Raw genomic sequence first — 14,256 nt, forward strand, 5'->3', positions numbered from 1 at the left:
CAATTCATAGATTCTCAATCTCTGAATGGTTTAAATTATTATCGTCTCAAACAGATTGACGTGGATGGATCCTATTCGTATAGTCAGATCCGGACGGTTCAAATGGACGGGGCAGTGGCATTGAACGTCTATCCCAATCCGGCAGTGTCGGATATCAAGCTGATGGGCTTAAAGGGAAATGCCGGTGTTAGTGTTATTGATAGCTTCGGACGACAGGTATTAAACTTGGACAACGTCAAGGCAGGTCAGTCATTATCGATCAACAAGCTCCAAGCGGGGGTGTATCACCTTTTAGTGACGGAGCAAAGTGGGGCTATATCACATCTGCGGTTTGCGAAGTGAGGCTCGGTTGAAATTGATCCTTTACTAACTTCATTTCAGTCGCTGCCGGTCAAACACCTATTTTTTATAACGTTGAGTAATCGGTCAATCTGGCAGCGCTGCCGCCAGATTGACTTAAGTGTACAGCTGGAACCATAGGCTTAACACCCATAATAGAATCGGGCTCTTCTAGTATATTTGGTTTCGAGGAAGTAGGGGAATGAATGGTTGATTAGTTAGTATCCCTATTTAATACAATTAGAGCTATATACGCTATGAAAACTGTTGCTCTGCATTACTCGACCCAATTAAATCGCTCAGAAGTGAATGATAAGGTTTCGCTGAGAAATGCTGTCGCGTTTCGTCGTTACAACTTCATTGTCGCTCGAACAGCGCTACCAACTTTCTCAAATCATCCGGCAAAAGGCTCGATTTTGGTACCTTCGGACGCACTAAGTAACTTACTAAAATCAAGTAAATCCTTGCAATTAAATTTTTTGCAAGGATTTGTTTTTGCATGATAGTACAAAAATGTTTAAAAGTGCTCAATATGGTCGTGCGTCATTCAGTAAGTCAGTGAGACGCGTAATAGTGACTCACTGGATTGGTTGTAATGGTTTGATTATGAACTTGTTCGTAAATTAACTCCGGAACGCGTAAAATCCATGCTTTCAGGAAAAACAGACAGAGCTACTTCGCCTATGGATGTTTTCGAAAGCATAATGATGAAATCTTGGCGTTGGTTGGGGGGACTTTACGTTTAGTACACGCAACACCTTCCACTCCAAAAGAGTAAAGACTTGTCGGTAGATTCAGTGGTTGTTCCGGGAGCCCATATTAAATCAAATCTCCCGGAAAATCCGGGAGATTGACCTTTACTCAACGTATGCCAAAGCATCGGCCACGACTTTTGGATACATCAAGCTTCTAACGTTGTCCCTATTTTATCACGAAAGTGCTTGTTCGGTTCCCATTTTCGGAGACGACACGCAGTATATAAACCCCTGCTTGAAAGTTGCTTACATCTAAATCGTTGCCTTTTCCAAAATTGTGGTCCAACATTTTGATGCCGGCAAGGTTATACACCTCTGCGCCAGATGCCCCGCTGGGCGGTACATCTATTGTAAGCTTACCATTTACAACCGGGTTGGGATAAACAACCAGCTTTTTGTTGTTAGCATCCGCATGCGTTGACCTGATTGCGCTATACGCAAACGTGCCGTCATGGTCGAGCATCCTCAGGCGGTAATAGGTGGTTCCCTTCCCTGGCGTTGCATCCGTAAAATTGTAGGTCAGCTTCCTGTTACTGTTTTCGCCCCGCGACCGGAGAAATCCGATTTTCGTCCAGAGCTTAGCATTCGAACTTCGCTCGATCTCGAAGCCTTTGCTGTTTTTTTCGCTCGAGGTAACCCATTTGAGGTTTACAACAACACCCTCCTGATTGGCATCAAAGCTGATTAGGGTGACTGGTAATGGTGATTGCGTTTGGATGGTATATGGCACAGCAACGCTGGTAACTCCTGCGTTATCTGTGATAGAATAGGTGAAACCAATGGGATTACTCACCGTTCCGGCACCGGTCTGTCCATATATCACCAGTTTGCTGACATCAAAGTCAGTAATCGTGACGGGGCCACCCGTCAGATCGATGAGCACAGGGCCAGCGCCGAAATCATAATACAGCGTGGTATTGGCATTGACCGTCTCGATATGGAAGGTCGTGCCCGTCCCCGTGGAGCAGGTCCCCGCGCCGGCGCAGTCTTCCGGGTCCCCGCCCGAGAGCGAGCCACCGGTAGGATAACCGGTAAGACTTGACGAGGATGCGGCGATAGCCTGATAACCTGCCAGAGCCGGATAGGTGGCTGGCGGTGTTGCGCTGAATGCTGAATTAGGCACCACAAATGCTTTGGCGTCGGCAACCGGTGGTTGCTGCATCCCAAAGTCCACATCGGATATGCTGGTCGTCACCACGCCAAGGTCAATGACAATACCGCTGTTCGCGTTATTGACCCCATTCACCGGGTCGCTGCTCCCTGTAAGCAACCATCCTGCCGGGATACTCCCCACCGCCAGGTCCTGGCCCGGCGCATTCGCTGCCGTTGAAAGGACAATTTGGTAGGATATTCCTGCGGGCACATTCACAAACGCATACGTACCTGCGCTGATAATTTGCTGAGAAGCGACTACTTTTCCATCGCTGCCCACCAGATTGGCAAAAATATCCTCTCCCGTTACGGTGGAGCTGCCGCCATTGTTATCTGTATCGTTCCCGCTGACAGCCAGCTCCCCTGCGTCTTGACCGACGTTACCGTTCGCATCCTGCCAGATGTTTCCTGAAATGCTAATGCAGCTACTGGTAACATCCAAAGCCACGCTCGACTCACAGCTGCCTGCCGGGGCGTTGGTGTAGCGGACCGTCATGGTGTAAGAACCGGGTGCCACGCCGGCAAAGACGGTTCCGGTTTGCCAGGCAAGGCCGTCCAGACTGTACTCGAAATCGCCCGCGTTGCCGGCTGAGACGGGAGATAAGACCGTAACGGTGCCCGTGCCCGAAGCGCAATCGAACACCGCATTGGCATTTGCTTCCGGAATGGAGAGGCCAAAGCTGATATCGTCGATCGCCAGATCGTTACCGCGTGTGCGCGGGGTGTTGTTTCTCAGCACGAGTTCAATATCGCTGCCATCGGAGTCGAATACGGTGGTGAAGTTCTGCCATTGGCTGGTCAGCACATCGCCGGACGACACCGAAGTAAGAAGCACCCCACTCGTGTTGTAGATTTCGAACGAAACATTGGGTTTGTCTCCTGCGGGCGGATTGAAGTTGGTGATCCATGCGCCGAAACTGTATCGGGCGCCCGCGAGCAATCCGGTGAACCGGCGTCGGTAAAAAATCCCCTTTTCGAACGTCGCATCTACCAGCAACATGCTTCCGCTGGCATCCCCCGAGGTATGGTCGTAAATAGTATCGCCATAGCTCATCACATCGGTACTGCTCACAACGGCATAATAGCCGTACCCAAAGTTACCGGTAGCCTTGTGGTAGCTAATCAAACCTTCCAGTGGATTTCCCCAGTCTCCGTTTTTGTAAGAGCTGAAATCCTCCACAAAATTAGTCCCGCACGTCTGGCCGATATTGGTTGTTGTTGTAAACTGATTTTCAAATTCGACAACTACCACTTCTCCTGCCGATACGGTAACCGTTGCCGAAGGACCGGCAAGGCTGGTGGTAGTTCCGGCAGCCGTTGCCTCGTTGACACGGATATCGGTAATGTGCCACCCTGTTACCGGATTCTGGGTGATCGTGTAAGTACCCGGCGCGACGGCAATATTGACAGAGTTGCTGTTGAAATTGGTCTGCACCCGCTCGTCGTCGAGGTAAACACCGTCCTGAGCCCTTGTAAAGATCCGGTAGGGAATGTTTTCGGAGGCATCATCCAGCAGTACGGTAGCCAAAATTTTGCCGCCCGTACTGGTCAGTTTCCGCATGTCGTTAATGCCGTCTTCCTCGGTCCAGGTGCCGGGTGCCACCGATTTGTAAATTAATGCGACCGACAACGCCCACAGTTCCATTTGCCCGCTTTCGTTGTATGTCACGGCTATTTCTTCGATTTTGTCAGCGTCCCAAAGCGGAATGGGGTTGCCTTGATTAACGACGTTGGTGTTATCATTGTCGGCTGCAAACAAGAAATTGATATTCGGAGTGACATAGCTGGCATACACCACCCGGTTGGAATTCGGGATGGCCGTCAGGCTCTGCACGCCGGTGATTCCCGTCGATTCCCAGATAGTGCCGGAAACAGATTTTTTGTAAATCGTCCCGATGCCGTCTGCCGTTCTGACGAGCACATACAGCATGTCGTCGTAATTGTGGGCGACGGTCATAAACTCCTGACCAGCAAGGTTCAGGGTAATGTCGGACTCCGCCGAACCGCTATTCAGCCTGTATCTGATCTGGTCAGCTGTATTGGCATGCTCAGTGGCCGATTCACTTGATCTTACCAGTGAGATATAGCCGCCATTGCTGCCACCCTGTACTTTCAGCGCAGCTGCACCAGTATTTTGCCAGAGGCTGCTCCCGGAAGGCCTGTAGTAAATGTTGCCGGGATTCACCGACCACGAGTCTGTCGCATTGGCAATTGCAAACAATCCTCCGTCATCGTCCCCGGAAAGATGAAAAATCACGTTGACCGCATCCGGCCTGTCACTTAATGTATAGGCGGAACCTCCTGTTACATTATAGGTAAAGTTCGTGCTGATTTCCTCACTTAAAGATTTGTTTCTGATCTGAATAAAACTCTGGCCCCAGATATCGGAACAAATGGTAAAAGTTAATAGGAGGACGAGTAGTAGATTGTGTTTCATTTCCTATTTGTTTGTAGATGGAATGGAAAGCTTTCATCGTAAATTTGCATTAACCCATCCAACAACAGGTATCGTAATCTTGGCAAATAAGGACGTTATCTTGTCAAGCATGAACAACCATTCATTTCCTGCGCGCACTCCCCTGAGACGAATTAGTTGTTATCGCCTAAACATGTAGCAATAACCTTCCGTCCCAGATCCGGCTATGGATGGATTGGCCATTGATGAATTAAATGACTTGTGGAAAATTAAGATCGGGGATATTTACGGACGCCCGTTTTACCCGGTAATTTGCTTCTTAATTTCGCTGGGGTTTTGGCCGAAAACCTTTTTAAATTCATTACTGAAATGCCTGCTGCTGTCGTATCCGATAATCGAGGCCACTTCGTTGACGTTGTAAACACCTGACTCCAACAACTGCCTGGCTTCGTTGAAACGGATCGTCTTCACAAAATCATTTACCGTCATCCCCGTTAGTGAACGTATCTTCCGGTACAGCACCGACACGCTCATCCCAACCTGCCTGGCCAGTTCGTTGACCCCAAACCCGGGCTCGGATATATTTTCAATAACCATCGCCCTAAGCTTGCCGATGAATGCTTCATTCATGTCCTGTGCAATGCTGCCGCCCGTATCCTGATCTGTCGACAGCGATTTTCTATACCGCGCTTTCAGCTCATCGCGAAGGCGGATCAGGTTATTGATCTTTAATTGCAGTACCCTTGGGTCGAATGGCTTGATCAGATAATCGTCCGCGCCTGCCCTGAGGCCTTCGATGACTTGCTCACTTTGCGTTCTGGCTGTCAGCAATACCACAGGGATATGCGAAGTTGCCACATTCCCTTTCAAACGCGCGCTCAGGTCAAGACCATTCATTTCCGGCATCATCACATCCGACAGAATGATGTCAGGAAGATGCTCCTGGGCCAGTTCCAGGCCCCGCAGCCCGTTTTCGGCTTCCAGGACGTTGAAATCTGCCTGAAAAAGATCTTTGATGAACGCGCGCAGCTGTTCGTTGTCCTCGATGATCAGGATTGTGTTTGTCTGTTTTTCAAAGGCGTTGACCTCATTAACGGGCATCGTAATCATTGCTGCCGTTACACCGCCAACATAATCACTACCTTTTACTGCAATCTGATCAGCAGAAAAATGGTGGCTTTCCCGAAGCAACCGGATCGTGAGCGACGTACTTCCGGGTATGGAGTCGGTCGCAACCCGGCTTTCGGCCGTCAGGTAGCCGTGATGCTGCTCCACAATACTTTTGGACAAGGCCAGCCCTATCCCATAGCCGGGTTTTTGAGAATCCGCCTGGTAATAGTAGGTGAACAGCTTCCGCAAATGCTCCTGGGATATCCCGTTGCCGTTATCTTCCACAGTAATAGCCACTTCATTGGATATTTCAACGATGCGCACCGCTACCTTACCGCCCTCGGGGGTAAACTTGTAGGCATTGCTGAGCAGATTGTAAAATACCTTCTGCATTTGCGCTATATCGAGCCAAAGAAGCACCGGTGTGTCCGAACAAAAAAGCAACGTTTCGATACCCTTCTCCCTGGCGGTATGTTCAAATGCGGCGATGACATTTTTGATAATCCTGACTACATCGTGCTGCTGCACTTGCAGCCGAATCGCACCGCTCTGGATCTTCCGGAAATCCAGCAGCTCGTTGACCAGCAGCATCAGCCGGTCGGAATTGCTTCGTGCGTAGTTCAAGTTGCTTTCAATGCTTTTTCCCTCTTTGAACTGCTCGTAGACTTTTTCTAAAGGCCCGGAGATCAACGAAAGGTGCGTCCGGATCTCGTGGGATACATTCGTGAAGAAATCCAGCTTGACCTGATTCAGCGCATTTTCCCTTCTGAAAGAGCTGCGCAGCCAGAAGAATCTGTTAATCGCATAGATGGCGCAGGCGCCGAGGAGTATGTAGACCAGATATGCATACCAGGTTTTCCACCAGGGCGGGAGAATGACGATCCTGATTTTCAGCGGCACTTTCATCCAGAAGCCGTCTCCGTTGGCTGCTTTGACCTGAAAAATATAAGCTCCCGAAGGCAGGTTCGTATAGGTAGCGGACGGATTTTCGACGTAATTCCAGTTGTGGTCTATACCGTCGATTTTGTATGCGTATTTATTATGACCCGAGCGCACATAATCCAGCAATGCGAAGTCTATCGTAAAAATGCTCTGGTCGTGCCGGAACGTAATTTCCTTGGTTTTCCAGAGTGGTTCCGGCAACAGTCCCGTACTATCACCGGTGGAGACTTCCTTATTATATAGTTTCAGCGAAGTAAGCATGATAGGGGGAATGTGGTCATTCACTGCAATAGCCGCCGGGTCAAACGAAAACATCCCTGCATTGGTAAGAAAATAAAGACTTCCGCTGGCATCGGTCGTTCCGAAACCCTGAATCAACTCACCATTTTGCGGCAAGCCATCGTCGTAACCATAGGATTGGAGCGTCCTTTTTTGGGGATGGTATCTATACAGCTTATTCACGGAACTGACCCACAGATAGCCCTGACGATCCGGCACGACGTCTTTGATATAGCCGCCCGGGACATCTGTATTCGGCACAAACCTGTTGCTTTTCGAATTGTATTGAAAAAGCAAGTTGGTGCCGGCAGCCCAGATGTTGCCGTTCAAATCTTCGGCTATCCGCCAAAAGTAATTGGTAGTTTCAGGACCAACGGAGAGTTTTTCCAACGGAGGTGTCACGGAACTACTATCTTTTGCATTAATGCGATAAACTTCATTGGCGCAACCTATCCAGATATTGCGTCGGGAATCTTCGTAAATGCTTCGAACGCTAATATTCGAGGGAGTTTGCTTGATGAACTTTCCCCTTTTTTGATCAAACAAAAGCAGCCCATAATACCCACCGATCCAGAAGCGCTTGTGGCTGTCTGTAAAGATAGCGTAGGTCCTGGCGTTGACTGGCACCGATTCGCCCTCTATGGTAAGCGGATAATGCTGATAGCTCCCGGTACGAAGATTAAAACTCGTGAATATGGAATTACCTGCCGCCCACAACACGTCATTTTCGTCCAGATAGAAAGCATAATAGTCGGCACTTTTCGACAGCTTCAGATTGAATGACGAGGGGTTTCTACCATGGGTATCAAATACAAGAAGTTTTTCCTGATTATCGGAAATGGCCCAGATTTGTTTCCCTTTGCCTTTGCCTAACCATGCATTTGAGTACAACCGGCTCCGCGAATCATCTGTTGCGAATGGCCAGGGTCTAAACCGGGGAGAGTCAAAATGGAGATAGCTGACGCCTGCGTAGAACGAACCGCTCCAAAGCCCGCCTTGCCGGTCCAGGTACGTAGAAAAAATCGCGGTGTTACCCAGGCTGTTTGGATCGCCGGGGCGATTTACATACCATTCGGCTTGTAGCGTATGCGGATCGAAACGAGCAAGGCCCAGGGATGTTGCCATCCAGTACTTTCCCTTGCCGTCGGGGACCATTTTGGATGCGCTTGGAAATTCGCCATTGGGTGCTTTGAGGGTTTCCATAAGTTTGAAATCCTCGGTGACAGGATTGAATTGATATACTCCGCCGTTCGTTCCCAACCATATGATACCATTGTTGTCCGCATGGACAAAAATGATTTCGCTAAGCTGGATCTGTGCCTTAATCGACGAAATCCGGTACAACCTGGGATTGCTGCCATCATTTCTCATTTTAACCAATCCATCGCCGGTCGCCATCCAGATGTTGCCGGCCTTATCCTCCGAAAGCGATCGGATGAGTCGGGTCACACCTGGAAATTCAGTTTGTAAATGGCGTGTTATCCTGATCTTTCCGTGATCGTTGACAATTCGCGACAACCCATATTGGGTCCCTGCCCAAATTTGGTTTTTCTGGTCTCTTATAATGCAGTTGACCGAACTGTGGGAGAGGGAATTGACATTGGTTGAATCATAGTCAAAGTTCGTGAAGGTATCTGTATCCGGATTGTAGCGAAAGAGGCCAGACGTGGTCGAGGCAATCCAGATATTTCCCTGGGGATCGGTTAGCAGATCCCTGATAAACTTGGGATTAGCCCCTGTGTCAACATTGTACCGCTGGAACGTTTTGCCGTCGTACCGATAGAGCCCCGCCTGGGCACCAAACCACATGAAACCTTGCTTGTCCTGGGTAATTCCCAAGGTGGTAGATAAAGGGATTCCGTCTACTTCCCTGAAGTTCTTAAAAACCTGTCCGTAAGCGTTACCAAAAAATAGTAACGTACCGATCAACAGAAACTTCAAATGCTGATACACAGACGTACACGAATCGGTAAATGAGGGCGAAGGGCTGATTGCGGATAAACGTACACTACATCGTTGCATAAAGTCAAAGGCTATACTAATTGAAATAAGCGCTCCGGTGTTTCTGGCTAGGCCTGGAAAAACGGCACCCGGACGCCCTGCGTGCACTCTTAAATATTCGCAAATATAGGGAGCCTGTTCAACCGGCGCATGGAAGAAGATCGGAGACCGCATTCTACCCAGGCTCCTATTTTAATTAGTAACCTGCAAGCTTTTCATACAATAAATCTCATTGCCGCCTCATTCAGCAGACTGACTTCGAAACTTGCTGGGATTCTTTCCGTAAAGCTTTTTGAACTCGTTACTAAAATAACGGACACTCTCATAGCCAACCATTAAAGCCACCTCACTTACCTGATAGGTACCCGATTCTAGAAGCTGAAGGGCCTTTTGCATTTTGATTGCCTTCATAAAATCGTTGACCGTCAACCCTGTCAGCGACCGTACCTTGCGGTATAAAACCGAAACGCCCATCCCAACCTGAAATGCCATCTCATTGACGCCAAAATTGGGTTGGGATATGTTTTCGATTACCAAACTGCGCAGCTTGTCGATGAATTCGTCGTTAGCACCCGCTATGAGCCACTCGTCTGCCGCCGACGAAAGAGTTCTACCGGTGTAATCGCGAATGGCTGTCCGTGTTTTAATCAAATTTTGTATCTTCAATAGCAAGATACTCACATCGACGGGGTGTACCAGGTAGTCATCCGCCCCAGCCTGAAGCCCCTGAATTACCTGGGGTAATGCGCTCTGCCCGGTCAAAAGGATAATAGGAATATGGGAGGTACGCACATCTGCTTTTAATTGGCTGCATATCTGTATCCCATTCTGTTCGGGTAATATTACGTCACACAGAATCAGATCAGGAATATTTTCAAAAGCCATTTTCAATCCATCGGACCCGTTTACCGCTTCCATAACATGATAATTAACAGAAAGCAACTCGGATTCAACCGCCCTGAGCTCGTCATTATCCTCAATTAAAAGGACGGTGAAACTTTTTTCCAGGGGCGCCAGTCCGTAGATCGCTCCGACATCAACACCGGCGTAATCTGTAAAAACAGCTTCGCTTTTAGCGAACTGGTCACTGGAATAATGACTGGAACCCGACAGAAACCCCACCGAAAAACGTGTTTGCCCATCCTGCCCTTCACTACGCTGCTGGCTGGTAACACTAATTTTGGCACTATGTAAATCGACTATCGTCTTGGACAGTGCCAGACCGATCCCATGCCCTTCGGGTGAATCGTCATTATTTCCCTGAAAAAATTTATCGAACAGGCGGCCGATGTCTTTCGTAGAAATCCCTAAACCGCTATTGGTCACACTGGCAATGACCCGGTCCTGGGTTTGAGTAATCTCGACGGTCACCCAGCCATGTTCCGGAGTAAACTTGTAAGCGTTTGCCAGCAGGTTATTGAATACCTTCTGCATCTGCCGTAAATCGAACCAAACATTTACGGGTGAATCAGGATGAATAAAGCGGGTGGTGATCCTCTTTTCCGTCCCAACAAGTTCAAAAGAAGAAAGAATGGTTTCAATTGTTTTAGTCAGGTCGTACTTATAGACGGAAAGTTGTATACTTCCATTTTCCATCTTATGATAATCAAGCAGCTCGTTCAACAGCTGTATGAGCTGATGTGAGTTATTTCTGGCATGACCTAAATGGTGTTTGGCTGCCTGATCATCGTCAAGCAACCGGAACGCCTTTTCCAGACGCCCTTCAATAAGCGAAAGATGAGCGCGCGCATCATGGGATACGTTTGCAAAAAAATCAATCTTAGCCTCATGCAGCGCACTTTCCTTTTTAAGGGCCGCCCTGATCTGAAGCAAGCGTATCTGAAGGTAAACCAGCCCTCCAACAATCATGATGCAGCACAAATACACAAACCATGTTTGCCACCACGGGGGAAGGGCCAAAAGAAGCCCGAACAGGAAGCGATTGATCTCAAAATGCTCGCCAGCGTGGATACTGATCTCGAACTGTTCCTCACTGGCAAGAAATTCCGGAAAGGCGGCAGAATCAACGGCATTCAAACTCGACTTTCCTCCGAGCTGCTTTTCCCACAAATCGGCAAAAGACACGTTCCTCATTAAAGATCCGTCTCCAAAAGTGCAATGCTGTGAATCGCAGCTTACCACGTCATGCCATGAAATGTGAGCATCTGCCCGGTCAAGCCCCAGGCAGAAGAGACATAGCAACAATTCGATGAAATAGGCAGAGCTCAAAGCAGACAGGCGGATGGTTTGTCGAAATTATTCTCGTGTAACTGAGACACGACAAACTTAAAAACCTCGAATCAATTTGCATTTAGGACAACACTCACCAAGGGCAGTTATACAAGAAATATGCACAAAATTGACAAGATAATGACTGAAAACCGGTGGTACAACGAGCCTGTGGGCAAGCAGTCCGGTGGAGCATACACCAGTCCTTTTTGAGTTTTTCAGTATTGTTCGAGTCTACAATTTTTTACATGTTATGGATAGAATAAAGTTTACACGAACGAATCTTCTGAATCGTCGTGAATTTAGTCCGTTCATCCGGCACACGAGCTAAACCGGATAGCCCCCCTAAAAAGATTCTAAAACCTCCCCCAGAGCCCGGGAAAATAGTAGTGATAATATAAGTACATAAGATTGACAATATTTCAATCATTCACTTTCCGGTGAAATGGAAATATTGCATTTCAAATTGCCTCAGTACTAAACGTATTTTGAAGATGAAAACATCACCCATCTACGTCAACGTAGATTTAATTGCTATTGTTGATCCTCGCCCCGTGTTCAAGAAAGGTTTCAGGGAAATTCTGTCCCAGTCGCGCAAATCCCTGGAGATTATCGAGGTGTCCAGCTGTCAGGAGCTTGAAAGAAAATACGCCGAATATGCCCCGGAGATCATCTTTCTCTTCGGCGCAGGTCATTCGGACCTTGAAATTATCAACCTGGCTGGTCGTTTGAGGCGATATAGTCCGCTGGCCGGGATAGCCATTTACGATAACCGTTCATCCCTGGACTTTCTGATCACCTTCTTTCAGGACAGCATTGCGGGTTACCTACCCGAAGATTTCGATGAACGTGACCTTGACATGTGCATCAATTCGCTGGGAGCAGGCCTGCACTATGTCAATAGCGAAATCGCATATCGGCTCATCACCCACAAACCGGCCCGTCCAAAACAACAGCGGATAACAACGCTTTCAGGACTGGAAAGAAAGGTAGCCGGCTGCCTGATAAGAGGCATGACAACTTCTGAAATTGCCCATACGCTGGATCGAAGAAGCTCGACAATCAGTACTGTAAAATCGAATATTTACAGAAAGACCAATGTCCATAATATTATAGACCTGGCTGCTGTGCTCAAAAAGCAAGGCACGCCTCTTGAAATTCCGGGAGACGTATGACCCCCAGAGCAATCCGAATTACAGGATTTAACCTCAAAAATCCACGTTGACCAAAAAACAACACATGATTGACAAGAAAAGCGCATACCGTTTGCGAACAATGCAGAAATATTTGCAACCGGAACAGGTAAAACTTATTTGACAAAATAAAATTATCTCGACGCCAACCATACCTACCTAAATCCGCTGTCAAAATTCGAAATCATCATGATGATAAACTAGTACAACATACAATTTTACAAACCTTAGTCCATAGAAACTGACGCTCGCCGAGATTAACGTATATAGCATATCGTTTGCTATACACCTGAATATACTTTGCCCTTGTTTTTCGCTATATACACTTGTTGCCACTTAGAAGCTCCCCCTCCTTCAACGGATTGCACTGAATTCTTTTTTTTAATTAAAACAAATAAAATATGAACAAACAGTTACGAAGTGGTCTGGCGGCCCTTGCATTGACGATGCTTGGCCTCACGGGGGCACGGGCGCAGTCACCTGGGGGCGTCGCCGCCAACTTGAAGATCTGGCTCAGGCCGGAGACCTTCACCCCATCCAGCTGGACGGACGCGTCCGGGTCGGGCAATCATTTCACGCAGTCCAATGCAGGCAGGCAGCCATTCCTTGCCTTGCCGCAGGAATTGTACAACTTCAATTCGCCCGTTGATTTTGGCACGACTGGTGCCGACGCCCGGTTTATGGTTGTGCCTACCGGAAGGCCGTATAGTGCCAATGGCACTAACAGCACACTATTTACCACGTCGGTCAATCGCAATGTTTCAGGCTACTCGGATATCATTGGCTTTGGCGCAACCACGACGGGCACAGGGCTTATTAATGCAAACACGCCGGTATACACCAACTTGTCGTCCAACATTGTTCTCTACCCCTACATTACAAACGCAGGACTACCGCAGGTTGAGGTGGGAAAAATGTACCTGAACGATGTCTCTTTCACAGTTGGTACCGCCGGAATCAAATATGGCCAGAATGGTCAGACGGGTACAGTAAACAATACTTTTGCCGCAGGCAATGCAGCTCATGCCAATGGGGCTGTTTTGGGTTCGCAGCCTGAGGTAAGGGACGGCCTGATCGGTGAAGTGATCGCTTACGAGCGCGATTTGGCCGAAGACGAAAAGGTACGGGTACGCAGTTACCTGGCTATCAAGTACGGCCTTACATTGCCGCACAATTACGTTGCCAGCAACGGATCGACCGTGTTTTGGGACCAAACGACAAACAACGGCTACAACAACAACATTGCGGGTATTGCGCGAGACGCGGGAAGTCTGCAGAACCAGAAGCAGTCCAGAAGCGTCAATGACGGCAAGCAGGTATTGATTGCTACAACAGGTCTTGCCGATGCGAACGCGGCCAATACAACTGAACTTACTGACGGCCAGTTCTTGCTTTGGGGCGATAACGGTCTTGCCAAAGCGCCGGCAGTAGCTTTGGCAGGTCCTGGCATTAATTTCCGGTTTGCGGCGATTTGGAAAGCCCAAAACTCGGGTAGTGTAGGCACGGTGCGCGTTGCTTGGCCGGCGGGTTTGACAAACCTGAAGTTGATCCAGAGCTCAGATGCAACCATCGACAGTTCCGATCCTGCTACCGGTATGACTGCCACGCAGATAGTGAATGGTGTTTCCTACAATTACGCGGACGTCAGCCTGGCAGACGGGCAGTTCTTCACTTTCGCGGCTTTTGTTCAGGCACCGGGCGGGGTAGTCGCAAATCTTCTGATGTGGCACAAAGCTAATGACGGTGTAAATGCTGCCGGCGCTAAAAATATCTGGAAAGATATGTCCGTCAATGGAAGGGACGTTACCCAGAACAACAATGCAGCCAACCAGCCTGGCCT

6 protein-coding genes are annotated in these 14,256 nt (G+C 48.4%); 3 read left to right on the forward strand and 3 right to left on the reverse strand.

Annotation, left to right across the window (positions count from 1 at the left end):
- Positions 1–342, forward strand: a 342-nt coding sequence (locus tag BMW93_RS34895; protein WP_218147774.1) for a T9SS type A sorting domain-containing protein, incomplete at its 5' end; no start/stop codon positions are given.
- 918 nt (positions 343–1,260) lie between these two features.
- Here BMW93_RS34895 and BMW93_RS34900 read toward each other — a convergent pair.
- From BMW93_RS34900 to BMW93_RS34910, 3 genes are all read right to left on the reverse strand, one after another.
- Positions 1,261–4,683 (reverse strand): T9SS type A sorting domain-containing protein, encoded by a 3,423-nt coding sequence (locus tag BMW93_RS34900; RefSeq protein ID WP_090387436.1) that lies wholly within the window; start codon positions 4,681–4,683, stop codon positions 1,261–1,263.
- Between the two features lie 279 nt (positions 4,684–4,962).
- On the reverse strand, positions 4,963–9,015 hold the full coding sequence (locus tag BMW93_RS34905) for a hybrid sensor histidine kinase/response regulator transcription factor (RefSeq protein WP_090387438.1): 4,053 nt from the start codon (positions 9,013–9,015) through the stop codon (positions 4,963–4,965).
- 219 nt (positions 9,016–9,234) lie between these two features.
- The gene (locus BMW93_RS34910; RefSeq protein ID WP_143061802.1) at positions 9,235–11,223 is read right to left on the reverse strand and encodes an ATP-binding protein; all 1,989 of its coding nucleotides are present in this window, start codon (positions 11,221–11,223) and stop codon (positions 9,235–9,237) included.
- Positions 11,224–11,717: 494 nt separating this feature from the next.
- Here BMW93_RS34910 and BMW93_RS34915 point away from each other — a divergent pair, with 494 nt between their 5' ends.
- Together BMW93_RS34915 and BMW93_RS34920 are read left to right on the forward strand one after the other, a co-directional pair.
- Positions 11,718–12,398, forward strand: coding sequence for a LuxR C-terminal-related transcriptional regulator (locus tag BMW93_RS34915; protein WP_090387442.1), 681 nt, complete (start codon positions 11,718–11,720; stop codon positions 12,396–12,398).
- A 419-nt stretch (positions 12,399–12,817) separates the two neighbouring features.
- Positions 12,818–14,256 (forward strand): hypothetical protein (locus tag BMW93_RS34920; protein ID WP_218147775.1); only part of this gene is annotated, 1,439 nt, incomplete at its 3' end.

Origin of the sequence: Dyadobacter sp. SG02 (genome assembly GCF_900109045.1) — a bacterium.
Lineage (GTDB): Bacteria > Bacteroidota > Bacteroidia > Cytophagales > Spirosomataceae > Dyadobacter.